A 23,893-nucleotide genomic window follows, 5' to 3' on the forward strand; every position below is an offset into this window, starting at 1 on the left:
GATCGGTGATGTCGATGTCGGCGTAGATGTAAGCGGCCATGGTGGTGCTCCTTGTGGTCGTGTGATTCAAGCGGCGAGTTCGACCGCATCTTCAATTTAGACCGAAATGCCAAATGGCAACTCGGCCATGCCCACGGCGCTGCGGCTATGGGCGCCGCTGTCAGGGCCGAAGGAGGCAGAGAACTCGGGGCGGGCGCTCAATGTGCCGCACGAGGCTCAGCCGGGCGCGTTGCTGCCATCCTGCGGGAACAACAGCTCGAAGAGGGCTCTGGTCGCTATGCGTTTGGGTTTGATGCGGCCCTGCGGCCGCTGCAACCCGATGCCCGGCCCACACCGAATGTCAACCCTGCGCCTCGCGCGCCTGCTCGCTGCCGCGCACCAGTTCGACGAATTCGCGCAGATAGGCGCGATGGGCCAATTCGGCCGGCATGGCGGCGAACAGTTCGCCGCGCAAGGGTGGTGCACCCAGCGGGCGGCCGACCACATAGCCGCGTTCCAGATAGGGCAGGGCGGCCCAGCGCGGCAGCACCGCGATGCCGCGTTTGCTGGCCACGAGCTGCACGATGGCGGCGGTGAGTTCGGCGCTGCGGCGCGCGGCGGGGCGCACGCCGGCGGGGATGAGCAACTGGCGCATCACGTCGAGCTTGTCGTCGGGCACCGGGTAGGTGATGAGGGTCTCGGCGGCGAAGTCGGCGGCTTGCAGCGCGGACTGCGCGGCGAGTGGATGGTCGCGCGCCAGCAGCGCGACGAAGTCGAAGCTGAACAGCGGCAGCACGGCAAACGCGGCCGAAGGTGGAGGGGCTTCGTGCAGCACGGCCAGGTCGGCACGGCCGTCCAGCACCGGCTGCAGCGGGTCGGCGAGAAAGCCGGAGAGCAGGTCCATTTCCACTTCCGGCCAGCGCGGGCGCAGCGCGTCCATCGCCGGCATCAGCCAGTCGAAACAGCTGTGGCATTCCACCGCGATGCGCAGGCTGCCGCTCTGCCCCTCGCGCAGTTGCGCCAGCGCCCGCTCGGCGTCGCGCACGCGCGGCAGCACTTCGGCGGCAAGGTCCAGCAGGCGCTGCCCGGCTGGGGTGAAGCGCACCGCGGGCTGGGTGCGCTCGAACAGGCGCTGGCCGTAATGGTCCTCCAGCACCGCGATCTGCCGCGACAGGGCCGATTGCGTCAGGTGCACGCGCAGCGCAGCGCGGGTGAGACTGCCGGTTTCAGCCAGGGCTTGCAGGGTGGAGAGATGCCGCAGATCGAGTGGACTCATGATCAAAATGCATGATTTGCATGAAAACAATTCGCTTGAATCATAGTTTGGGTCGGGTGATGATGCAATTTTTCGCATCAATCCAGGAAAATCATGATTCGCACGCATACCCTTGGCTATCCCCGCATCGGCCCCCAGCGGGAATGGAAATTCGCCCTCGAAGCGTTCTGGAGTGCCCCCGACAGTCCGCAAGCGGACTCCCGCCGAGGAGGTCAAGGAAACTCGGGAGCTGCCCAGCGTTTCCTTGAGGTCACAAAAAGCAGCGAGGCCGAACTCGCCGCCACCTGGCAAGCCTTGCGCCTGCAGCAATGGGCCGACCAACGCGACGCCGGGCTGGACATGGTGACCGCGGGCGACTTCGCCCCTTACGACCACATCGCCGCCATGACCCTGCGCCTGGGTGCGGCACCGGCGCGCTTCGGCTTCGGCGCGGCGCATTCGTCCTGGGCGCGGCATTTCGCCCTGGGTCGCGGCACCGCCAGCCAGCCGGCGCTGGAACTGACCAAGTGGTTCGACACCAATTACCACTACCTCGTGCCGGAAATCGGCGCCGACACCCGCTTCACCGCCGATGCCGCTGATCTGGCGCATGAACTGGCGCTGGCCCGTGAGCATGGCCACGCCGCCAAGGTGGTGCTGCCCGGGCCGCTGACCTGGCTGAAACTGGGCAAGAGCCGCGACCCCCGCTTCGACCCGCTGACCCTGCTGCCGGGCCTGATCGACGCCTACGCCCACATCCTGCGTGACGTGCATGGCGCTGGCGCCGCCTGGGTGCAGCTCGACGAGCCCATCCTCGCGCTCGACCTGCCGCACGCCTGGAAGGCCGCTTTCCGCGTCGGTTATGCCCAACTCGCTGCAGCCTTGGAAGGAGCCGCGCCCAAGCTGCTGCTTGCCGTGTACTTCGGCCCGCTGGAAGACAACCTCGAGCTGGCCTGCAGCCTGCCGGTGGATGGCCTGCATGTGGACCTGGTGCGCGGCCGCGCCGAAGCCGCCTGGGTGGCCGAGCGCCTGGGCGCGGGCAAGGTGCTGTCGGCCGGGGTGATCGACGGCCGCAACATCTGGCGCGCCGACCTGGACGACGCGCTGGCGCTGTTGCGCAGCCTCAAGCATGATGGCGAGATTTGGATCTCGCCATCATGCTCGCTGCTGCACGTGCCGGTGGACTTGGAGATGGAAGACCAGCAAGGAAGCGCCGGGCCGTCCCAAGCTTCCTTGACCCCCTCGGGGGGCGACGCTGGCAAGGCCGGCGTGCGGGGGCGCAACAAGCAAGGAAGCGCCGGGCCGTCCCAAGCTTCCTTGACCCCCTCGGGGGGCGACGCTGGCAAGGCCGGCGTGCGGGGGCGCACCATTCCAGAACCCTTCAAAAGCGGCATGGCCTTCGCCCGCCAGAAGCTGGGTGAAATCAGCCTGCTGGCGCAAGCCATGCGTGAGGGCGAGGGCCAAAGCACCGCCACCGGCGCCGCGCTGCAAGCCGCCCGCGCCGCCCGCGCCGCGCGTCTGGCCCATCCCAGCGTGGCGCGCGCCGAACTGCGCGCCCGCATGGCGGCGCTGCCGTCGGACCAGCGCGCCCACGCCTACCCGCAGCGCGCCGTGGCGCAAGAGGCACGCTTCAAGCTGCCGGCGCTGCCCACAACAACCATCGGCAGCTTCCCGCAAACCGCCGACATCCGTGCCTTCCGCGCCGCCTTCAAGCGCGGCGAGATCGACCGGGCCGAGTACGAGCGCCGCATGCGCGAAGCCATCGCCCTGGCGGTGCGCAAGCAGGAGGAGCTGGGTCTGGACGTGCTGGTGCACGGCGAAGCCGAGCGCAACGACATGGTGGAATACTTCGGCGAGCAGTTCGACGGCGTGCTGTTCACCGGCTTCGGCTGGGTGCAGAGCTACGGTTCGCGCTGCGTCAAGCCGCCGGTGATTTTTGGCGACGTGCTGCGCCCCAAACCCATGACCGTGGCCTGGAGCGCTTACGCCCAGAGCCTGACGACCAAGCCGATGAAAGGCATGCTCACCGGCCCCGTCACCCTGCTGCAATGGGCCTGCGTGCGCGACGACCTGCCGCGCAGCGAAGTGGCCCTGCAACTGGCGCTGGCGGTGCGCGACGAGGTGCAGGACCTGGAGGCCGCCGGCATCGGCATGATCCAGATCGACGAGCCCGCCTTCCGCGAAGGCCTGCCGCTGCGCCATCGCAACTGGCAGGCCTACCTGGACTGGGCCGGCCGCGCCTTTCGCCTCTCCGCCAGCGGGGTGCGCGACGACACGCAGATCCACACGCATATGTGCTACTCGGAGTTCAACGACATCATGCCGGCCATCGCCGCGCTCGATGCCGACGTCATCTCGATCGAGACCAGCCGCTCCGACATGGAGCTGCTGCGCGCTTTCGGCGAATTCCAGTATCCGAACGCCATCGGCCCCGGCGTGTGGGACATCCACTCCCCCCGCGTGCCCGGCCAGGCCGAAATGGAACGCCTGCTGCGCAAGGCGCTGGCCGTCATCCCCGCCAGTCGCCTGTGGGTCAACCCCGACTGCGGCCTGAAAACCCGCGGTTGGGCCGAGACCGAACCTGCGCTGCGCAATTTGACCGATGCGGCCAAGGCGGTGCGACACCAGGCTGTTTGAGCGGCGAGGGCGGCAGGCTGACAACCTCGCAAGAAACACGCCGGGCCGCCAGCCACCAGAGCTGGCTGGCCTTCGTGCCGTCCAAGCCTGCACTTGCAGGCTTGGAGCCGCGGCACTCAGTCCCAAGTGTTTCTTGCCCCCTCGGGGGGCCTGACGAGCAGCGGCAGGTCTGAGGGCGCTCACCCCGTCGCGCTGCCCAGCTCCTGCTCGATCTGCTCGATCGTCGGCAGGCTCGATGCAAGCTCGGTCGGCAGTGCGCGGGTCAGCTCGAAGGGGGAGACGCCGATCGGCTTGTCCATCCCGCGCAAGGCGTATTCGGCGATCACTGCGTTTTGCGTCTGGCACAGGATCAGTCCGATGGTCGGCGCATCGGTGGCGTGCTTCAGCACGTCGTCCACCACGCTGCAATAGAAGTTCATCTTGCCCGCGTACTCCGGCTTGAACGCGCCGCGCTTGAGCTCGATCACCATGAAGCAGCGCAGCTGCAGGTGGTAGAACAGCAAGTCGATGTAGAAATCCTGCTCGCCCACATCCACGTGATACTGCCGGCCCACAAAGGCAAAGCCCTGCCCCGGCGCCAGCAGAAATTTTTCCAGATGACGATCAGCCCGGTCTCCAGCTCGCGCTCGTGGAAGGGCGCGGCCAGCGCCAGGAAATCGAACAGGTACGGGTCTTTCAGCGCCTGCTGCGCCAGGTCGGATTGCGGTGGCGGCAGACGCAAGGCGAAATTGCTGGTGGCCTTGCCCTGGCGGGTATGCGCCGCCGTTTCGATCTGCATCTGCAGAATGTTGCGGCTCCAGCCGTTGGCCAAGGTCGCCTCCGCATACCAGCTTCGGACAGCGCGATCCTTCACCCGCTGCATCAGCAGCACATGGTGGGTCCATGGAATTTGGGCAACCATCGGTTGCCCTTTTTCGGGGAGCGAGCCCGGCTCAGGCAATGGGGCAACCGACGGTTGCCCCATTGCAGCAGGCGCAAAAATCGTCGGGTACTCGCGATAAAACTGCACCATCAGCTTGATGTTGCGTTCGGAGAAACCCTTCACCTCCGGCAGTTCGTTGCGAATGTCGCGCGCCAGTCGCGGTATCACCGCCGCGCCCCAGCCCTCGCTTTGCTGCCGCGTATCCAGCATCTGGCCGATCTCCCAATACAGGCGTATCAGTTCGGCATTGACGCCCAGCATCGCCCGCGTCTGCGCTGTCTGGATACGCTGCCGAATCTCGGCCAGCAGGCCGGGGTAGTGAGTGGGTGCGGCGGGGTCGCTCATGATGTGACGGTCTCCCGATCAGCTGGTGCGGCCTCACCCCAGACGCGGGCGAGGGTGGCCTGGATTTTTTGCTCGAAGCGGGCGATGAGTTCGCGGTTGGCGGCGACCAGCGCCTGCTCGGCTTCGATTTCGGCGACGATGGCTTGCTGAATCTTGAGATGCTTATCGCTCATTTCACAGGCGGAAACCATTGAAGGAGGGCGCTTCGCAATCTCTGAAAAGCGTGGTCAGTACATCTTCGCGCAGTTACACACGCTGCCAGTTGCTGATAGATCGCGGATGACCTCCCCTTTCTTGCCTGACGAAGTGCCCACTCGACACCCTCTTTAGGGCGATCAGGTTTCGCCGTATTTGGTTGCCAGAAACCCTTGGCCTCAAGCGCGATGCGAAGTGCGGCAAATGCGCCGTCAAACCCCAGCGCTGAGCAAACATGAGGACTATCTTGCCATACCCAATTTTCCAATTCCGGGGTGATGACTACCGCACACCCGCTATCGTCTAACCAGCCAGCATTGACTAGGTGTTTGTTTAGGCGTTGCGATATTGCGTCCCTGCCCGGTGAACCCTCCCATTCGGCATCGACAATGACGACTGCGTGCCGGTGGGTGCTGGCATAAGGCTGCAAGAATTCATTTGCTCTGGTGTAAAGCCCAGGGTCATTCTGTCCATGGGCGACCAGCAAATCCTGACGTAAGTCGAAATCAAAATGTCGGCAACCAACGGCACGATAAAAAGCATCACGCGAGAAAAAGCCCTTGAGCATTCCCTCCATATTCTTGTCTGCCACCAGAAACAGGCAATCCCTCATCCCAGCACTCCTGTTGCGAACAATTCGCCAAGATTCAACGCAGATTTCCACTCGCGCAAGCGTGGATGATCGTTACCTCGAACAATATCCACGGCGCCTTGTTCGGTCTTGCCAAAACATAAAATCTGCTTTGAATCCAACAGACTGAGCACAACAGGCGAGTGCGTAGCACACAAAACCTGAGCATCATAAACCGAGGACAGTGATTGCATCACGGTTTCCATCGCCTTCGGATGGATGCCGTTTTCGGGTTCTTCGATCAGCACCACGTTCGGGGTCGTCGGCGCGTAAGCCAGTAAGGTTAAGGCGAGCAGGCGCAGCGTGCCATCGGAAAGCACCCACGAGGGGGCAATCAAGCCGCTCTTGTATTTCAACTGGATATAACGGGAGCGATCTTCAGGCTTTTCACGAGTTTCTACACCTTCTAGGTCATCCAGCGTAGTCGCCAGATGAGCGACCCAGTTGGCTTTGGCTTTTGACCCGCTTTTATTTTCAAGCGCATGGACCACCCAAGGCAGGTTCGAACCATCCGGCAGAAAATCAGAAGGTGAGCCTGCTGGTGAAGGCATACGCATTTTCTCCGCATTGAGCATCAATCGATGAATGCCTTCCATCAATACCCGCTTCGCCCAAGTCGCAGCAGGAAATTTTTGTTCATCTTCCGGCAGGTTGGCTAGCGCACTTTTGGTTGGGCCAAGGCGAAACAAGTTATTCCAATCCGACGTTTCGGAGCGGAAATAGTCGTTTCCGCTTTCAACTACCTTGCTAACCACTTTGCGCCAGCCCGACGGACTCTTCTTATTCTGGGGCAACACGATATGTTCGGGGGCCGTTTCCGGGCACGGGAACAGGGTTTGCTGGTGCGTCTCGCGTCGTTTTATTACATCGCACAGCCACAGCGTTTCATGTTCAAAGCCCAAGCGGCCATCGGTATGGATACCCAGTTCGTAACGGGCATAGTGGTAACGCTGTCCAAGTGTTTCGCAAATCTTGCTTGGCAATTCCAGGGTCACTGCGATTTCCACTCCGCCCCCCTTGCGCAGCCAAGTCAAGTCCAGAGGATCAACCGCGCGCGGTGCGATATTCATCCGGGCATTGCCAAACACCGCCGCATCCAGTCCGCTTGCAAGAATGTCGCGCACCAGCAGCAAGGCATCGAACAGGGTGCTTTTACCGCAGGCATTCGGCCCCACCATCACCAGGAATGGGTCGAAATCGACCGAGACATAACGCAAGGCGCGCAGGCCTTTGACTTCCAGTTGCCGAATCATGCGTTTTCTCCGAATGTTTCAGTGGCATTTTCGCCCCAGACGCGGGCGAGGGTGGCCTGGATTTTCTGCTCGAAGCGGGTGATCAGCTCGCGGTTGGCGGCGACCAGCGCCTGCTCGGCTTCGATCTCGGCGACGATGGCTTGCTGGGTGGCGAGGGGTGGGAGGGGGATTTCCGTCTCGAATAGTTGGGAGCGGTTGATCTTGGGAATGCTGGCTCGCTCGTAGTAGCCGCGAATGCGGTCGTTGAACGTATCCGAAAGCATGAACGTCGCCAGGTAGGTGATAAGGACTTTGGTCTTATTTGGAAGCAGTGGATACATGTCAGAGCTGCAATAGCCCCGCAGATCAACGACGGTCAGCTTGTTGAGGTAGGGTCGAATCTTGCTGTAGAGCAGGCGCTCTCCGGTGAACCCATAGACCGGACCGTTTACCCGCTGGCTTTCTGCCGTCTCGGTCTTCAGGAGCTTCCCGGTATTCGATTCGATGCTGTCAGCGCCGAAATACGGCAACGAGTGGTCTACGTCCGTCGTAATCGCTCCTCCGAGCGAGCAGATGTCACCGAGCGGCACCATCGGCCAGTCGAGGTGGATGGGGATGTGGGGGCGGTAGTGGTCGAGCACGGCGCGGGCGCCGTTGATGACTTTCTGGTAGCCCTCGATCTCCGCAACGATCTCCTTCTGCACCTCCAGCGGCGGCAGGGGGATTTGGAAATTTTCGACGTAGTCGCGTGGCACGCGCTGCAACCCGCCTGTGCCAGTCATCTGGGCGATGGCAGCATCCCGGAAGAGTGGGTGCATGAGGCAGAAGTAAACCCACTCGGGCAAGACCTGCCCGTTGTTCCGCAGGACGTAAAACTCGCTGGAGCCAAAACCAATTCCGTTGAGCAGGCCGCGAGCGATGCCCGCTTTGCCGTTTTCAAAACAAGGCGTGACCTTGGCAAGAAGAACATCGTTGTCCTCGAAGTAGGTATAGCTTGCCGAGACTTCGGACAGTTGCTTTTCGTCGCGAGGCTGAAACGAAATGCGATGCTCGTTGAGGTCTGCCATCGGAACGAACGATACGCGCGTTTCGGGCTTCTCGGCGAGTTGGTTTTTCCGGGGATTCACGATGCAAACCTCGTTGATTTTCACCAACGGAAAGATATGCGTCTTGGCCCCACCCTCCCGATACCGCTCCCCACTCAAGTTGTAGTCGCCATTCGCGGCGATCTTGGCTTTCGGCACGATCAGGCCGTGGGCAAGGTGCGTACCCTCACCCTGCCCTCTCCCGGGGGGAGAGGGTTCAAGAATTGCGCTCCCGGTGTGAGGGGGTCGAAGAACCTCGCTCGCGATGGCCGAGGGTTGCAAGGGCTGGCCGCTACGCAGGGCTTGCAGGTACGCGGCGAGTTCGGCTTTCACCTGCGGTAGGTCGTTCTTGCCGATGGCGCGGCGCTGGGCGCCGAGGCCGTAGCCGTCGTTGTCCACCTTGAAGAAGGCGATGGTGTCGGCCGCCTTGGCCAGCGATTTGTCGAGAATGAGGATGCTGGTTTTCACCCCGGAATAGGGGTTGAAGCAGCCGGCCGGGAGCGAGACGACGGCGACCAGCGAGGTTTCCACCAGCAGCTTGCGCAGCGCTTTGTAGGCGGTCTGACTCTGGAAGATGATGCCTTCGGGCACGATGATGGCCGCGCGACCCTGCGGCGTGAGGTGCTCGGCCATGTAGTCGACGAACAGCACTTCGCTGCGCTTGGCCTGGATGGAAAAACGCTTGTGCGGCTTGATGCCGCCCTTGGGTGACATGAAGGGCGGGTTGGCCAGGATGACGTCGGCGTGCTCGTGCCAGCGCTCGTCGCTGGTGAGGGTGTCGTACTCGACGATGTGCGGATCGGTGAAGCCGTGCAGGTACAGGTTCACCAGGCTGAGGCGCACCATGTCGGGCGAGATGTCGTAGCCCTTGAAATTGCGCGCAAGGCGGGCGCGTTCGTCGGGGGTAAGAAGGTCGCCTGACGCCATGGCCGAACCCTCACCCTCACCCTCACCCTCACCCCCAACCCCAACCCCAACCCCAACCCCAACCCCAACCCCAACCCCAACCCCAACCCCTCTCCCGGTGGGAGAGGGGAGTGACGCGTGGACCTCGCTCGCAGCGGGAGAGGGGGGAGAAGAGTTGGCCTTGAGGATGTGCTTCCACGACGAGATGAGAAACCCGGCGGTGCCGCAGGCGGGGTCGAGCACGGTGTCGGTTTTCTTCGGATCGAGCACCGCGACCATGAAGTCGATGATGTGGCGCGGGGTGCGGAACTGGCCGGCGTCGCCCTGCGAGCCGAGCACGGACAGCAGGTACTCGAAGGCGTCGCCCAGGCGCTCGCTGTGGTCGTAGGAAAACTCGTCGATGATCTTGAGAAAGCTCTTCAGCGTTTCCGGGTCGCGGTACGGCAGGTAGGCGTTCTTGAAGATGTCGCGAAACAGCGGCGGGATGCCCGCGTTCTCCGGCATCTTGGCGATGCCCTCGGCGTAGAGGTTCAGGGTTTCATGCCCGCCCAGGCCGCTGCGCATGAGCCTGGCCCAGCCGTAGCGGGCGTAGTCGCCGGTGAAGAACTTGCGCTTGCCGCCGAGTTCCTCGGATTCGGCGTCCATGTCGTCCATGAACTTGTAGATCAGCGCGATGGTGATCTGCTCGACCTGCGATTTGGGGTCGGGCACCTTGCCGACGAGGATGTCGCGGGCGCTGTCGATGCGGCGTTTGGTGGCGGTGTCGAGCACGGGCAAACCTTTGCTTGCGGAGCTTGTTTACGGCGCGGGTGGAAAACGCAGCGCGGAAAAGCTGCGCCCGGCCTGGATGGCGCGCCGCTCGATTTCCACCGCCGATTCCAGCCAGCCTTGCTGCTGCAGAAACAGCAGCAAGGCGCGGGTGCTGATCTTGCGGCAGTTGTCGGGCACGAAAAAACCGGCGCGGGCGATCTTGTGATCCTCGAACAGAAACACGCCGGTCTGCGCCGGCTGCTCAAGCGCCATGGCCGTCATGGTTTCCTGGATGGCGAGTTCGCCCAGGTTGGCGGTGCGCGTGGCCGCGGCTTGCGTGGCGAGTGCGCGCTGGTGGTGCTGGAACGTTTGCGTGGCGCGCACGGGCAGCTTGCTGGCTGCGGCCCATTGGCCCAGTTTCTCGCTGGTCGGCGTCTGGTTGCGCGTGACTTCATGCAGCACCATGTCCACCAGCAGCACCGGCCAGCCGGGCTTGAACAGGAGTTCCAGCGCGTCGGCGTAGGCCAGGGTGATGAGCGGTCCGGCGTCGGGCAGTAAAACGACCGGCGCGGACAGGACGGGCGCGGACATCGCGGGCGCGGCTCAGACGCCGAGCGACTTGAGCTGGCCGACCATGTCCTGGGTCATGGCGTCCGGCAGGCGCGGCATCGGCAGGTGGGCTTGCGCCATCAGCACAAAGAGATCTTCCTCGCTGGTGATGCCCAACGCACGCATGGCCGCGTCGCCAGCGAGACGGCCCAGCGAAAAATCGAGCAGCACTTTGAAATTCTGGTTGCCGCTACGCTCGGCGGACTCGAAGGTTTCGACCAGATGGCGCAGCTCGGCGTTGAACAGCGCATTGACCGAGGTGTCGGTTTTGGCGGCGATGACCTTGGCGCGCTTGAGCAGGTCACGATCGATGGCGCTGGTGAAATTCACGGTGGATGACATGGCGCGTTCCTCGAATCAACACATGAATAAGTGTAATGCATTAATCGGTGTCCAGGCTGGCGTGGTGCTCACGGCGCGAACTGGTTGAGCGACACGTAGTCCTTGATGTAATCGGGAATGAGCGCGCGGTACTTGGCCGGCACGGCCTTGAAGTCGCGGCTGGAAAAGTAGGGGTTGGTGGCCAGGTCGGTGAAGTGTTTGCTCTCGATGATGCCGCGCACCTGATCGCTGCTGGCATAGGCCTTGAAGTAGGTCTTGATGGCGGGCATTGCGGCGACATCCTCCGGCTTGGCATCGGCGACGAACTTGGCGAACTCTTCTTCCAGCAGCTCGTCGCGCGACTTGAAGCGCGGGATCAGGCCGAAGATTTTTTCGAGGATTTCGCGCAGGCCCAGGCGGCGATCCACCGCGGCGGCGCGGCGCAGCTTGTCGAGGGTGTAGTACTCGGCGGGCTTGTCGAAGACCTCGCGGTTGACGTAGTCGATCACGCGATCCCATTGCCCGGCCTCGACGGCCTGCACGATGGTGTTGTCACCGCGCACGGCATCCTCGAATTGCTCGAAGAACATGCGGTCGATCTTCATGCCCTGGGCGCTGATCTCCTCCACCTTGAGCGTGTGGATGAGATCGCTGCCGCCATGCCGGTAGCTGCCGCCGGGCGGTGGCGGTGGGCCTTCGCCACCGTTCTGGCTGGGGCGCGCCGGCAGCTTCAGCACCTCGTCGTAGTTGAATTTTTCCTCGAAGTATTCGCAGTTGGCGAAAAAGTCGAACAGCTTGAAGGCGGTCTTTTGAGGTTGGGTCACGTCGGCCTTGAGGCTGTCGTCGAACAACTCCTGGCGGAAGTCGTGCCGGCGCGTGCCGCGGCCCTTGATCTGGATGAAATCGGTGGGCGAGAAGATCGGACGGAACAGGCCGAGGTTGAGAATGTCCGGGCAGTCGTAGCCGGTGGTCATCATGCCCACCGTCACGCACACGCGCGCCTTGCTGGTCTTGTAGGAGGGCAGGAAGTTGGCCGAGCCGAGCAGCTTGTTGTTGGCGAAGTTGATGGTGAATTGCTGCGCGTCGGCGATCTGCGAGGTGACCTGCACGGCAAAGTCGGACTGGTACTTGCCCGGAAACAGGCGGTCGGCCATCTGGTTGAGTATCTGCGTGAGCTTGGCCGCGTGATGCTGGCTGACCGCGAACACGATGGATTTGCCGATTTCGCCGCTGACCGGATCGCGCAGCGCGTGCTCCAGAAAGGTCTCGCAAAGCAAGTGGTTGGTGGCGTCAGAAAAGAAGCGCTTCTCGAACTCGCGCTGGCTGAAGCTTTCCTGCTGGTCGTCGCCGGCATCGGTGGCGAGCGCGACGGCATAGCCCTGCTCGGACAGCAGGGCGGTGGTGATGTCGGTGCGCGCGTCCACCACCGTGGGGTTGATGAGATAGCCCTGCCTGACGCCGTCGAGCAGCGAATATCGGAAGGTCGGCTGGCTGTTCTCGCAGCCGAAGGTGCGGTAGGTGTCGAGCAGCAGCCGGCGCTCGGCCTCGCGCGGATCGCGTGCGCCGGCCTTGGCGGCGTCGAACCGGCGCAGGTAGTCGCGCGGGGTGGCCGTGAGGCCCAGCTTGTAGCCGATGAAGTAGTCGAACACGGCGCGGGCATTGCCGCCGATGGAGCGGTGGGCCTCGTCGGAAATGACCAGGTCGAAATCGGTCGGCGAGAACAGCCGCTGGTACTTGTTGTTGAACAGCAGCGATTGCACGGTGGTGACGACGATCTCGGCACGCTGCCAGTCGTCGCGTCTTTCCTTGTAGATCACCGTTTGATAGTCGGCGGACAGCAGCGCGTGGAAAGCTTTTTTCGCCTGATCCTCCAGCTCCAGCCGATCGACCAGAAACAGCACGCGTCGCGCGTTGCCGGTGCGCAGAAACAGCTTGATCACGGCGGCGGCGGTGAGCGTCTTGCCGGTGCCGGTGGCCATCTCGAACAGAAAGCGGTCCTTGCCCTCAGCCACGGCAGCTTGCAGGCAGTGGATGGCCTTGAGCTGGTAGGGCCGAAGAAAGCGCAGCTTGTTGGCCTGGATGTAGCCGGGCCGCTCGGCTTCATTGCGCCAGCCTGCTTCGGAAGCGTAGTTCGGCCGCTGGGTGAGCACGATGGTGTCGTCGCCCACCCGCTCGTCGATCAGGCGCTGCGGGTTGGGCGTGGATTTTCGGTAGCCGCTGACCGAATCGGGCGTCGGGAAGGACGTGATGAGGTGCGGGTTGCCGCGCTCCAGATCCCAGAAATAATGCAGGTTGCCGTTGGAGAGGATGACGAAGCGGCAGTGCTGCGACTTGGCGTACCTGCGCGCCTGCTCCTTGCCGACCAGCGGGTTCTTGTCCTCGGCCTTGGCTTCCAGCACGAGCAACGGGAAGCCCCGGGCGTCCAGCAGCAGGAAGTCGATGAAACCCTTGCTGCTCTGCTCGAAGTTTTCGCCCAGCGCGTCAAGCTGGGATGACGTGATGGTCACGCCGGGTTCGAGGCGGATGTTGGCGGGCTCGGCGCCATTGGGGAAGAAACGCCAGCCGGCCGCTTCCAGCAGTTTGTTGATCTTGATGCGGGCTGTGGCTTCCTTGTCGGGCATGCCAGTTCCTGTTTCAGCGGCGCTTGCAGCAAAACTGCGCGCCCTTGCGTGTCCTAGAGCGGCAAGTGTAGTGAGGCCTTCATGGCCCATTGCATGCCGGGTTGTGACCAGGACTGGCTGGTTTCCGTGTTCATGTGCAATAGCATCCGGCCAAGTGCCGATACGGTTGCGGTGATGCTTCACCTGGGGTGTCAGCCCATGGCCAACCGTGGCACGCATCAGCATCATTTGCCAACGTCCGGTCTCACCCATTGCATGGCCCGCCAATCCCGACTCTGCGTTCCTGGTTTGCCGCATCTGGTGCAGCTCATGGCTGCAACCGGCGCTCGGCCCCTGGCGCAGGACGATCAGCGAATGCGTTTTCTGGGCTGGATGTCCGAGGCGCTGGGTGCCTTCCCGACGCGACTGCATGCCTACAGCTTGCTGCACGATGGGGTGTGGCTGCTGTTGACGCCGCATGAGCCCAAGGGGCTTTCCGGTTTTGTGCAGACCCTGGCGCGCCGAACCAGTCGTGTGCAGAGTGCTGCGGCGACGGCGCAAGCGTCAGAGCGGCAAGCCATCTGGGCCGGGCGATTCCGCAGCGCTGTGCTGGAGCCCTCGGCCTGGGCATTGCCGGCGATGGTCTGGGTGGACGACGCCGCGCGCCGCGCCGGGTTGGTGGCCGCTGGGCAGGTGTGGCCGTGGTGCAGCCAGTCGGCGCATTGCGGCCTGGGTGCAAGCGGCGGCAATGCGCCAGCACTGCAGTTGCCTTCGGCGTATTGGGCGCTGGGCAACACGCCGTTTGCGCGCGAAGCGGCCTACACCCAGTTGCTACTCGCCAGCCTGCATGCCCAGCGCGTGCGCGAACTGGAACAGGCCTTGCGCCGTGGCGCGGCGCTTGGCGATGCACGCTTTCTGCAGCAATTGACGCAACTCAGCGGGCGCCAGCTCCAGCCGCCACCGCGTGGCCGACCGCGCAAGGCCTAGAGCTGCAGCCAAGTGGCGCATGCCACCAGAACTGCAGACCCCATTATTCTGTCCCTGAAAAAAATTGTGATTCAAGTGTAGCTATTATAAATAGGGACGGAAAAGAAGAATTTCTTGCAGCCCCTGCTGCGCTGCAGTAAATTCGTGGCTTCTCCTCTCCCTCGCCGCGGAGCCTGCCATGTCCACGCCCCAGTCTGAAATTTCCGACCTCGCCCGCAACGGGCTGTACAGCCCGAGCAACGAGCACGATGCCTGCGGCGTGGGTTTCGTGGCGCATATCAAGGGCATGAAGTCGCACGACATCGTGCAGAACGGCCTGCTCATCCTCAAGAACCTCGACCACCGCGGCGCGGTTGGCGCCGACAAGCTGATGGGCGACGGCGCCGGCATCCTGATCCAGATTCCCGACGCCTTCTACCGCGCCGAGATGGCGGCGCAGGGCGTGGAGCTGCCGCCTTACGGCGAATACGGCGTGGGCATGATCTTCCTGCCGCGCGAGCAGGCTTCGCGCCTGGCCTGCGAGCAGGAAATCGAGCGCGCGGTGCGTGCCGAAGGGCAGGTGCTGCTGGGCTGGCGCGATGTGCCGGTGGACGCCGACATGCCCATGTCGCCCACGGTGCGTGCGAAAGAGCCGGTCATCCGGCAGGTGTTCGTCGGCCGCGGCCCCGACGTGATGGTGACCGACGCGCTGGAGCGCAAGCTGTTCGTCATCCGCAAAACCGCCAGCCATGCCATTCAGCAACTCGCGCTGCGCCACGGCAAGGAGTATTTCGTGCCGTCGATGTCGGCGCGCACCGTGGTCTACAAGGGCCTGCTGCTGGCCGACCAGGTGGGCGAGTATTACAAGGACTTGAAAGACCCGCGCGTGGTTTCGGCCCTGGCGCTGGTGCACCAGCGCTTTTCCACCAACACCTTCCCCGAATGGCCGCTGGCGCACCCCTACCGCCTGGTGGCGCACAACGGCGAGATCAACACGGTGAAGGGCAACTACAACTGGATGCGCGCCCGCGAAGGCGCGGTGTCCTCTCCCGTGCTGGGCAATGATCTGCAAAAGCTCTGGCCCCTGATCTACCCCGGCCAGAGCGACACCGCCAGCTTCGACAACTGTCTTGAGCTGCTGCTGATGGCCGGCTATCCGCTGTCGCACGCCATGATGATGATGATTCCCGAGGCGTGGGAGCAGCACACGCTGATGGACCCGCGCCGCCGCGCCTTCTACGAGTACCACGCCGCGATGATGGAGCCGTGGGACGGCCCGGCGGCCATTGCCTTCACCGACGGCCGCCAGATCGGCGCCACGCTGGACCGCAACGGCCTGCGCCCGGCGCGCTACATCGTCACCGACGACGACCTCGTCATCATGGCGTCCGAGTCCGGCGTGCTGCCCATCCCCGAGAGCCACATCGTCAAGAAATGGCGCCTGCAGCCGGGCAAGATGTTCCTCATCGACATGGAGGCCGGGCGCATCATCGACGACAAGGAAATCAAGGATCAACTCTCCGGCGGCCGGCCGTACGGCCAGTGGATCGAGAACCTGCGCATCCGCATCGACGACCTCGACCACCTCGGGCATCCGCAGGCATCGGTGCTGCCGCTGCTCGACCGCCAGCAAGCCTTCGGCTACACCCAGGAGGACCTCAAGCTCCTCATGGCGCCGATGGCCGAGAAGGGCGACGAAGCCGTGGGCTCGATGGGCAACGACGCCGCGCTGGCGGTGCTGTCCAACCGCGCCAAGCCGCTGTACAACTACTTCAAGCAGTTGTTCGCGCAAGTGACCAACCCGCCCATCGACTCGATCCGCGAGAACATGGTGATGTCGCTGGTGTCCTTCATCGGCCCGCGCCCCAACCTGCTCGACATCAACCAGGTCAACCCGCCCATGCGCCTGGAAGTCAGCCAGCCCGTGCTCGACTACGACGACATGGCGCGGCTGCGCTCCATTGCCCAGCAAACCGGCGGCAAGTTCCGCAGCTACGAAATCGACATCTGCTATCCGGTGGCCTGGGGGCAGGAAGGCATCGAAGCGCGCCTCGCCTCCATCTGCGCCGAGGCGGTGGATGCGCTCAAGAGCGGCCACAACATCCTCATCGTCACCGACCGCAATGTGAGCGCCGAACGCGTCGCCATTCCGGCGCTGCTGGCCATGAGCGCGGTGCACCAGCACCTCATCGCCCACGGTTTGCGCACCCAGACCGGCTTGGTGGTGGAAACCGGCAGCGCCCGCGAAACCCATCATTTCGCCGTGCTCGCGGGCTACGGCGCCGAGGCCGTGCATCCGTATCTGGCGCTCGACACCATTGCCGAAATGGTGCGCGGCCTGCCGGGCGATCTCAGCGCCGACAAGGCCATTTACAACTACATCAAGGCCATCGGCAAGGGCTTGCAGAAGGTCATGTCCAAGATGGGCATTTCCACCTACATGAGCTATTGCGGGGCGCAGATTTTCGAGGCCATCGGCCTGTCGCGCGCCTTGGTGGACAAGTACTTCACCGGCACCACCAGCCAGGTGGACGGCATCGGCGTGTTCGAGGTGGCGCAGGAAGCGCTGCGCATGCACCGCGACGCCTTCGGCGACAACCCGGTGCTGGCCACCATGCTCGACACGGGCGGCGACTATGCCTGGCGCACGCGCGGCGAGGAGCATCTGTGGACGCCCGACGCCATCGCCAAGCTGCAGCATTCCACGCGCTCGAACAACTTCAACACCTACAAGGAATATGCCCAGCTGATCAACGACCAGTCGCGCCGCATGCTCACGCTGCGCGGGCTGTTCGAGTTCAGGCTCGACCCGGCGAAGGCCATTGCCATCGAGGAAGTAGAGCCGGCGTCCGAGATCGTCGAACGCTTCGCCACCGGCGCCATGTCGCTGGGCTCCATTTCCACCGAAGCCCATGCCACGCTGGCGGTGGCGATGAACCGCATCGGCGGCAAGAGCAACACCGGCGAGGGCGGCGAAGACCCGCTGCGCTACCGCCCGGAAATGCGCACGGGTTCAGCCGGCATCCAGGACGGCGACACCCTGGGCAGCGTGCTCGGCGCCGAGCGCGTGGTGAGCGACATCCCGCTCAAGGCTGGCGACTCGCTGCGCTCCAAGATCAAGCAGGTGGCGTCGGGCCGCTTCGGCGTCACCGCCGAGTACCTGACTTCGGCGGATCAGATCCAGATCAAGATGGCGCAGGGCGCCAAGCCCGGCGAAGGCGGCCAACTGCCCGGCGGCAAGGTGTCCGAGTACATCGGCATGCTGCGTTACTCGGTGCCGGGGGTGGGCCTCATTTCGCCGCCGCCGCACCATGACATTTACTCCATCGAAGACCTGGCGCAGCTCATCCACGACCTGAAGAATGCCAACGCGCGCGCCTCCATCAGCGTCAAGCTGGTGTCCGAGTCCGGGGTGGGCACGGTGGCCACCGGCGTGGCCAAGGCCAAGGCCGACCATGTGGTCATCGCCGGGCACGACGGCGGCACCGGCGCGTCGCCGCTCTCGAGCATCAAGCACGCCGGCACGCCCTGGGAGATCGGCCTGGCCGAAACCCAGCAGACCCTGGTGCTCAACCGCCTGCGCGGGCGCATCCGGGTGCAGGTGGACGGCCAGCTCAAGACCGGGCGCGACGTGGTGATCGGCGCGCTGCTGGGCGCCGACGAATTCGGCTTCGCCACCGCGCCGCTGGTGGTCGAGGGCTGCATCATGATGCGCAAGTGCCACCTCAACACCTGTCCGGTGGGCGTGGCCACGCAAGATCCGGCGCTGCGCAAGAAGTTTTCCGGCAAACCCGAGCATGTGGTGAACTACTTCTTCTTCGTCGCCGAGGAAGTGCGCTCCATCATGGCGCAACTGGGCGTGCGCAAGTTCGAAGATCTCGTGGGCCGCGCCGACCTGCTCGACACCCGTCCCGGCATCAGCCACTGGAAGGCGCGCGGGCTGGATTTCTCCCGCGTGTTCCACATGCCGGTCGTGCCTGCCGACGTCGCCCGCCGCCAGGTCGAGGAGCAGGACCACGGTCTGGCCAAGGCTCTCGACCATGTGCTGATCGAACGTGCCCGGCCGGCGCTGGAGCGCGGTGAAAAAGTGCAGTTCATCCAGAACACGCGCAACGTCAACCGTACCGTGGGGGCCATGCTTTCCGGCGAGGTGGCAAGGCGCTACGGCCACGACGGCCTGCCCGACGACACCATCCACATCCAGATGGAAGGCACCGGCGGCCAGAGCTTCGGCGCCTTCCTGGCGCGCGGCATCACCATGTACCTCATTGGCGACGCCAACGACTACACCGGCAAAGGCTTGTCGGGCGGGCGCGTCGTCGTGCGGCCGACCATCGAGTTCCGTGGCGAGGCGCAGAACAACATCATCGTCGGCAACACCGTGCTCTACGGCGCGATCGAAGGCGAGGCCTTCTTCCGCGGCGTGGCGGGCGAACGCTTCGCCGTGCGCAACTCCGGTGCCACCACGGTGGTGGAAGGCACGGGCGACCACGGTTGCGAATACATGACCGGCGGCACCGTGGCGGTGCTGGGCGAGACCGGGCGCAACTTCGCCGCCGGCATGAGCGGCGGCGTGGCCTACGTGTACGACATCGACGGTCAGTTTGCCCGCCGCTGCAATGCGTCCATGGTGGCGCTGGACAAAGTGCTGCCCGCCGCCGAGCAGAAGGCGCAACTCGCCGAAGCCCTGTGGCACCGCGGCCAGAGCGACGAAGCGCAACTGCGCAAGATGCTGCAAGACCACCACCGCTGGACCGGATCCTTGCGCGCACGCGAACTGCTCGACAAATGGGAAGAGTCGCGCGGCCGCTTCGTCAAGGTGTTCCCGCACGAGTACAAGCGTGCACTGGGCGAAATGGCCGCGAAGCGCGAGGCGCAGGCCGCCACGGCCAAGGCCAAGGCGCCGGCTGGCAACACCAGCGTGCCCGCGAAATAAGTGCATCGTTCAAGCAATACAGAACAAGGACAGATCATGGGAAAAGTCACCGGATTCATGGAGTTCGAGCGCCAGGAAGAGCGCTACGAGCCGCCCGTCGCCCGCCTCAAGCACTGGAAGGAGTTCGTGCACGGACTGCCCGACGACAAGGCCAAGACCCAGGCCGGGCGGTGCATGGACTGCGGCATTCCGTTCTGCAACAACGGCTGCCCGGTGAACAACATCATCCCCGACTTCAACGATCTGGTGTGGCAGGGCGACTGGCGCAGTGCGCTCGACGTGCTGCACTCCACCAACAACTTCCCCGAGTTCACCGGCCGCATCTGCCCCGCGCCGTGCGAAACCGCCTGCACCCTGGGCATCAACGAGGCCCCGGTGGGCATCAAGTCGGTGGAGCACGCCATCATCGACAAAGGCTGGGAGATGGGTTGGGTGCAGCCGCAGCCGCCCGCGCACAAGACCGGCAAGCGCGTCGCCGTGGTCGGCTCCGGCCCTGCCGGACTAGCAGCGGCGCAGCAGTTGGCGCGTGCCGGGCACGAGGTCGCGGTGTTCGAAAAGAACGACCGCATCGGCGGCCTGCTGCGCTATGGCATTCCCGACTTCAAGATGGAGAAGCACCACATCGACCGCCGCGTCGCGCAGATGCAGGCCGAAGGCGTGAGTTTCCGCACCAGCGTGCTGGTGGCTGACATGCCGAAGGACGGTCCCGGCGCGACCGTGGCCAACTGGGCCAAAGACAGCATCAGCCCGGCGCAACTGCAGGCGGAGTTCGACGCCGTGCTGCTGGCCGGTGGCGCCGAGCACCCGCGCGACCTGCCGGTACCCGGGCGCGAACTCGATGGCATTCACTTCGCCATGGAATTCCTGCCGCTGCAAAACAAGGTGAACGCGGGCGACAAGCTCAAGGGCCAGCTCATGGCCACGGGCAAGCATGTGGTGGTCATCGGCGGTGGCGACACCGGATCCGACTGTGTCGGCACCAGCAACCGCCACGGCGCCGCCAGCGTGACGCAGTTCGAAGTCATGCCGCAGCCGCCCGAGCAAGAGAACAAGCCGCTGGTCTGGCCCTATTGGCCCATCAAGCTGCGCACCTCCAGCAGCCACGAAGAAGGTTGCTCGCGCGACTGGTCGGTGGCGACCAAGGCCTTCGTCGCCGGCACCGGCAAAGACAAGAACAAGGTCAAGTCCATCACCGCCTGCCGCGTGGAATGGAAAGACGGACGCATGCAGGAAGTGCCCGGCAGCGAGTTCACCATGCAGGCCGATCTGGTGCTGCTGGCGATGGGTTTCGTCCATCCGCTGGGCAGCGTGCTCGAGGCCTTCGGCATCGACAAGGACGCGCGCGGCAACGCCAAGGCGAGTACCGAAGACGATGGCGGCTACGCCACCAACGTGCCCAAGGTGTTTGCCGCGGGCGATATGCGGCGCGGGCAGAGCCTGGTGGTGTGGGCGATCCGCGAAGGCCGCCAGGCTGCCCGCGAGGTCGACCGCGTCCTCATGGGCTCGACCGAGTTGCCGCGATGAGCATTCGCATGGCCTTCGCGGATCGCCCATGCGGGCGCGTGGTGGAACGCGGCCCTAGCCGGTCCGCGCGGCGCGAAGGCCGCCAGGCTGTCCGCGAGGTCGACCGCGTTCTCATGGGCTCGACCGAGTTGCCGCGATGAGCATTCGCATGGCCTTCGCGGATCGCCCATGCGGGCGCGTGGTGGAACGCGGCCCTAGCCGGTCCGCGCGGCGCGAAGGCCGCCAGGCTGTCCGCGAGGTCGACCGCGTTCTCATGGGCTCGACCGAGTTGCCGCGATGAGCATTCGCATGGCCTTCGCGGATCGCCCATGCGGGCGCATGGTGGAACGCGGCCCTAGCCGGTCCGCGCGGCGCGAAGGCCGCCAGGCTGCCCGCGAGGTCGACCGCGTCCTCATGGGCAGCACGGAGTTGCCGCGCTGAGCCGAAGCACGAAGCGAGCGACAAAGGTGGCATGAGGTCAGACATAATCGACATCCACGGCCTGCCCCAGTTTCCCGGGCGCGACCCGCAGGACATGCTGGAGGCCACTCTGGCCACCCGGCCGGCGGGCGATCTGTGGGTGTTCGGCTACGGCTCGCTGATCTGGAACCCCGAAGTCGCGCACGCGGAAATTCGTCCCGCGCGGGTGTGGGGCTGGCGTCGCACCTTGCGCATGTGGTCACGCATCAACCGCGGCACCGAGCAGGAGCCCGGCCTGGTGTTCGCACTCATGGCCGGAGGTTCCTGCAGCGGCATCGCCCTGCGCGTGCCGCAGGCCCGCGCCGAACGCGAACTGCGCCTGCTGTGGAAGCGCGAAATGCCACGCGCCGTGTACGACCCGCGCTGGCTGCGCTGCCATACGCCACACGGCCCGGTGCAGGCGCTGGCCTTCACCCTGGACCGCACCAGCCCCAGCTACACCGGCGAACTCGACGACGACCAGCTTCTCGCCATCCTGCGCGACTGCCGTGGGCGCTACGGCACCACCCTCGACTACATTGCGCGCACCGCGCACGCCCTGCGCAAGATCGGCATTCGCGACGCCGAAATCGAACGCATCATGGATCTGGCAGGGCGTTGCAAGCTGGTTTGACGGGGCTTTGGGCGCGCGTATGGCCCATTGGTCCGTGTTCGCCACACGCCTTGCCTTGGCCTATGCTGACTGGCTTTTCCCACCGGCCCCGCCCATGACCACCACCGAACATTTCATCCCCGGCAAGGACGCTTCGCTCGAACACTCCATCACGACGCTGCGCGGCAGGCTGGCGGGGCTGGGGTTTCACATCGAAGAGCGGTCCTGGCTCAATCCGGTCGAGGGGGTGTGGTCGGTGCATGTGCGCGACCATGACTGCGCGCTGCTGTTCTCCAACGGCAAGGGCGCGTCGGAGCTGGCGGCGCGGGCGAGTGCGCTGGGGGAGTTTTTCGAGCGCTTGTCGACCAACTATTTCTGGACGCATTTTTATCTGGGCGATGCCATCGCCCACCGCGCCTATGTGCATGCCCCGGACGAGCGCTGGTTCGCGCTGGACGGCGATGCCTGGCCCGAGGGCTTGCTCAACCCCGAACTGCAGGCCTTCTACAACCCCGACGACGCGGTGCGCGCCGAACAGCTCGTCGACCTCAATTCCGGCAACGTGGCGCGCGGCATTTGCGCGCTGCCCTACCAGCGCCTGGCCGACGGCACGATCGCCTACTTTCCGGTCAACCTCATCGGCAATCTGTATGTGAGCAACGGCATGTCGGCGGGCAATACCTTGATGGAGGCGCGCACCCAAGCGCTGTCGGAAATTTTCGAGCGCCATGTGAAGTTCCGCATCATCAAGGAAGCGCTGTGCCTGCCAGACGTGCCCGAGGCCGTCATCGCGCGCTACCCGCGCATCGCCGCCGGCATCCGCGGCCTGCGCGACGCGGGCTTCGGCATCGTGGTGAAAGATGCCTCGCTCGGCGGGCGCTACCCGGTGATGAACGTGACCCTGCTGCACCCCGACGACCAGGGTTGCTTCGCCAGCTTTGGCGCACATCCGCGCTTCGAGATTGCGCTGGAACGCGCCTTGACCGAGCTGCTGCAAGGCCGCGCGCTCGATGCGCTGGCCGGCTTCCCGGCACCCGGTTTCGACACCGCCGAGATTGCCGATCCGCAGAACCTGGAAATTCACTTCGTCGATTCCAGCGGCGTGCTGTCGTGGGAGTTCTTGCGCAGCACGCCCGACTTCGACTTTGCCGACTGGAATTTCAGCACCACCACCGAGGCGGACTACCACTGGTCGGTGACTGCCCTGCATGCCGAAGGTCACCAGATCTACATCGCCGATTTCACCCATCTCGGCGTCTACGCCTGCCGCATTCTGGTGCCCGGCGTGTCGGAAATTTATCCGGTGGACGAGCTGGAATACGAGAACAACGGCATCGGCAACCTGGTGCGCGACGACATCGCCCGCCTGCCGGAATTGTCGGGCGAGGCATGCGTCGATCTTTACGACCGCATCGTCGCACTGGAACTGGCCGACGAGCGGCCGGTCAGCGTGCTCATCGGCCTCGCCCCCGACCCCGACTCCGCCTGGGTCGGGCTCAAGATCGGCGAACTCAAGCTGCTGCTGGCGCTGGCCAGTGGCGACGACGATGCCATTCTCGAAGGCTGTGCCTGGATCGCCCAGTACGGGCAGCGCAGCCCGGCGCGGCTGAAAGTCTTCCGCTGCATCGCCGACCTGCTCAAGCTGCAGGATGCAACACCCTATGAGCCCGCGCTGCGCCTGCTCTATGGCGCAGGCACCCTCGACCTCGCGCTGGCGCTGCTCAATCAGCAGCAACGCTTCTGGGACCTGAACACCTTGGGCGCCGACTTCGAAGCCAGCGCCAACCACACCAAGTTGCTGGCGGCCTACCGCAAGGTGCGCGGCTGAGTAACCGTGTTGAAAGTCAAGCAGTGAGAGGCTGATTTTGAGCGTTCAGGTGGTCCCGGGTGATGGCATTGAGGTGGGTGATCAGCTTGCGCATGCAGGCGATCAAGGCCACCTTCTTGAG

The 23,893-nt window shown here is 64.4% G+C and carries 17 protein-coding genes and 2 pseudogenes; 9 read left to right on the forward strand and 10 right to left on the reverse strand.

The window, feature by feature from the left end:
- Window positions 1-340 precede the first annotated feature (340 nt).
- Window positions 341-1,261 carry a LysR family transcriptional regulator gene (locus tag ACYCUK_RS17240; RefSeq protein WP_461595912.1) on the reverse strand — a complete coding sequence of 307 codons (921 nt, stop codon included), beginning with the start codon at window positions 1,259-1,261 and terminating at the stop codon, window positions 341-343.
- An 87-nt stretch (window positions 1,262-1,348) separates the two neighbouring features.
- Here ACYCUK_RS17240 and metE point away from each other — a divergent pair, with 87 nt between their 5' ends.
- Window positions 1,349-3,871, forward strand: coding sequence for a 5-methyltetrahydropteroyltriglutamate--homocysteine S-methyltransferase (metE, locus tag ACYCUK_RS17245; RefSeq protein WP_461595913.1), 2,523 nt, complete (start codon window positions 1,349-1,351; stop codon window positions 3,869-3,871).
- Window positions 3,872-4,050: 179 nt separating this feature from the next.
- Here metE and ACYCUK_RS17250 read toward each other — a convergent pair.
- The 8 genes and pseudogenes from ACYCUK_RS17250 to ACYCUK_RS17285 all read right to left on the reverse strand — a co-directional run bounded on the left by ACYCUK_RS17250 (window position 4,051) and on the right by ACYCUK_RS17285 (window position 13,785).
- Window positions 4,051-5,138, reverse strand: a pseudogene (locus ACYCUK_RS17250) (PDDEXK nuclease domain-containing protein).
- Window positions 5,135-5,311, reverse strand: coding sequence for a hypothetical protein (locus ACYCUK_RS17255; RefSeq protein ID WP_461595914.1), 177 nt, complete (start codon window positions 5,309-5,311; stop codon window positions 5,135-5,137). The pseudogene ACYCUK_RS17250 and the gene ACYCUK_RS17255 overlap by 4 nt, the downstream one beginning before the upstream one ends.
- Window positions 5,308-5,946 (reverse strand): methylation-associated defense system protein MAD4, encoded by a 639-nt coding sequence (gene mads4, locus ACYCUK_RS17260; RefSeq protein WP_461595915.1) that lies wholly within the window; start codon window positions 5,944-5,946, stop codon window positions 5,308-5,310. Before mads4 ends, ACYCUK_RS17255 begins: the two co-directional genes overlap by 4 nt.
- Window positions 5,943-7,217 carry a methylation-associated defense system AAA family ATPase MAD3 gene (gene mads3, locus ACYCUK_RS17265; protein ID WP_461595916.1) on the reverse strand — a complete coding sequence of 425 codons (1,275 nt, stop codon included), beginning with the start codon at window positions 7,215-7,217 and terminating at the stop codon, window positions 5,943-5,945. Before mads3 ends, mads4 begins: the two co-directional genes overlap by 4 nt.
- The gene (locus ACYCUK_RS17270; RefSeq protein ID WP_461595917.1) at window positions 7,214-9,958 is read right to left on the reverse strand and encodes an N-6 DNA methylase; all 2,745 of its coding nucleotides are present in this window, start codon (window positions 9,956-9,958) and stop codon (window positions 7,214-7,216) included. Before ACYCUK_RS17270 ends, mads3 begins: the two co-directional genes overlap by 4 nt.
- Before the next feature lie 27 nt (window positions 9,959-9,985).
- Entirely contained in the window at window positions 9,986-10,528 is a 543-nt protein-coding gene (locus ACYCUK_RS17275) for a hypothetical protein (protein WP_461595918.1), read from the reverse strand.
- Window positions 10,529-10,540: 12 nt separating this feature from the next.
- Window positions 10,541-10,888: a hypothetical protein gene (locus ACYCUK_RS17280; RefSeq protein WP_461595919.1), complete on the reverse strand. Its 348-nt coding sequence runs from the start codon at window positions 10,886-10,888 to the stop codon at window positions 10,541-10,543.
- A 68-nt stretch (window positions 10,889-10,956) separates the two neighbouring features.
- On the reverse strand, window positions 10,957-13,785 hold the full coding sequence (locus tag ACYCUK_RS17285) for a DEAD/DEAH box helicase family protein (protein WP_461595920.1): 2,829 nt from the start codon (window positions 13,783-13,785) through the stop codon (window positions 10,957-10,959).
- Here ACYCUK_RS17285 and ACYCUK_RS17290 point away from each other — a divergent pair.
- The 8 genes from ACYCUK_RS17290 (at window position 13,744) to ycaO (ending at window position 23,772) form a co-directional block, all read left to right on the forward strand.
- Window positions 13,744-14,454 (forward strand): transposase, encoded by a 711-nt coding sequence (locus tag ACYCUK_RS17290; RefSeq protein ID WP_461595921.1) that lies wholly within the window; start codon window positions 13,744-13,746, stop codon window positions 14,452-14,454. The genes ACYCUK_RS17285 and ACYCUK_RS17290 overlap by 42 nt on opposite strands.
- A 178-nt stretch (window positions 14,455-14,632) precedes the next feature.
- Window positions 14,633-19,369, forward strand: coding sequence for a glutamate synthase-related protein (locus tag ACYCUK_RS17295; RefSeq protein ID WP_461595922.1), 4,737 nt, complete (start codon window positions 14,633-14,635; stop codon window positions 19,367-19,369).
- Between the two features lie 36 nt (window positions 19,370-19,405).
- A complete protein-coding gene (locus ACYCUK_RS17300) occupies window positions 19,406-20,893 on the forward strand; it encodes a glutamate synthase subunit beta (protein ID WP_461595923.1) in 1,488 nt (495 codons plus the stop codon).
- Window positions 20,890-21,033 carry a hypothetical protein gene (locus ACYCUK_RS17305; protein ID WP_461595924.1) on the forward strand — a complete coding sequence of 48 codons (144 nt, stop codon included), beginning with the start codon at window positions 20,890-20,892 and terminating at the stop codon, window positions 21,031-21,033. The genes ACYCUK_RS17300 and ACYCUK_RS17305 overlap by 4 nt, the downstream gene beginning before the upstream one ends.
- Window positions 21,030-21,173, forward strand: coding sequence for a hypothetical protein (locus tag ACYCUK_RS17310; protein WP_461595924.1), 144 nt, complete (start codon window positions 21,030-21,032; stop codon window positions 21,171-21,173). The genes ACYCUK_RS17305 and ACYCUK_RS17310 overlap by 4 nt, the downstream gene beginning before the upstream one ends.
- Complete coding sequence (locus ACYCUK_RS17315) at window positions 21,170-21,313, forward strand: hypothetical protein (protein WP_461595925.1); 144 nt, start codon at window positions 21,170-21,172, stop codon at window positions 21,311-21,313. Before ACYCUK_RS17310 ends, ACYCUK_RS17315 begins: the two co-directional genes overlap by 4 nt.
- 31 nt (window positions 21,314-21,344) lie before the next feature.
- Window positions 21,345-21,965 carry a gamma-glutamylcyclotransferase gene (locus ACYCUK_RS17320; RefSeq protein ID WP_461595926.1) on the forward strand — a complete coding sequence of 207 codons (621 nt, stop codon included), beginning with the start codon at window positions 21,345-21,347 and terminating at the stop codon, window positions 21,963-21,965.
- Window positions 21,966-22,059: 94 nt separating this feature from the next.
- The gene (gene ycaO / locus ACYCUK_RS17325) at window positions 22,060-23,772 is read left to right on the forward strand and encodes a 30S ribosomal protein S12 methylthiotransferase accessory factor YcaO (protein ID WP_461595927.1); all 1,713 of its coding nucleotides are present in this window, start codon (window positions 22,060-22,062) and stop codon (window positions 23,770-23,772) included.
- Between the two features lie 16 nt (window positions 23,773-23,788).
- On the opposite strand, the pseudogene ACYCUK_RS17330 reads toward ycaO, so the two are convergent.
- Window positions 23,789-23,893: pseudogene (locus tag ACYCUK_RS17330) on the reverse strand (IS110-like element ISCARN26 family transposase); the annotation flags it as partial.

Source organism: Thiomonas sp. (assembly GCF_054608695.1).

Coding starts and splice junctions, on each gene's coding strand:
- metE (WP_461595913.1), top strand. CDS start 1,349: ATGATTCGCACGCATACCCTTGGCTATCCCCGCATCGGCCCCCAGCGG.
- ACYCUK_RS17255 (WP_461595914.1), bottom strand. CDS start 5,311: ATGAGCGATAAGCATCTCAAGATTCAGCAAGCCATCGTCGCCGAAATC.
- mads4 (WP_461595915.1), bottom strand. CDS start 5,946: ATGAGGGATTGCCTGTTTCTGGTGGCAGACAAGAATATGGAGGGAATG.
- mads3 (WP_461595916.1), bottom strand. CDS start 7,217: ATGATTCGGCAACTGGAAGTCAAAGGCCTGCGCGCCTTGCGTTATGTC.
- ACYCUK_RS17275 (WP_461595918.1), bottom strand. CDS start 10,528: ATGTCCGCGCCCGTCCTGTCCGCGCCGGTCGTTTTACTGCCCGACGCC.
- ACYCUK_RS17280 (WP_461595919.1), bottom strand. CDS start 10,888: ATGTCATCCACCGTGAATTTCACCAGCGCCATCGATCGTGACCTGCTC.
- ACYCUK_RS17290 (WP_461595921.1), top strand. CDS start 13,744: ATGGCCCGCCAATCCCGACTCTGCGTTCCTGGTTTGCCGCATCTGGTG.
- ACYCUK_RS17285 (WP_461595920.1), bottom strand. CDS start 13,785: ATGCGGCAAACCAGGAACGCAGAGTCGGGATTGGCGGGCCATGCAATG.
- ACYCUK_RS17295 (WP_461595922.1), top strand. CDS start 14,633: ATGTCCACGCCCCAGTCTGAAATTTCCGACCTCGCCCGCAACGGGCTG.
- ACYCUK_RS17300 (WP_461595923.1), top strand. CDS start 19,406: ATGGGAAAAGTCACCGGATTCATGGAGTTCGAGCGCCAGGAAGAGCGC.
- ACYCUK_RS17305 (WP_461595924.1), top strand. CDS start 20,890: ATGAGCATTCGCATGGCCTTCGCGGATCGCCCATGCGGGCGCGTGGTG.
- ACYCUK_RS17310 (WP_461595924.1), top strand. CDS start 21,030: ATGAGCATTCGCATGGCCTTCGCGGATCGCCCATGCGGGCGCGTGGTG.
- ACYCUK_RS17315 (WP_461595925.1), top strand. CDS start 21,170: ATGAGCATTCGCATGGCCTTCGCGGATCGCCCATGCGGGCGCATGGTG.
- ACYCUK_RS17320 (WP_461595926.1), top strand. CDS start 21,345: ATGAGGTCAGACATAATCGACATCCACGGCCTGCCCCAGTTTCCCGGG.
- ycaO (WP_461595927.1), top strand. CDS start 22,060: ATGACCACCACCGAACATTTCATCCCCGGCAAGGACGCTTCGCTCGAA.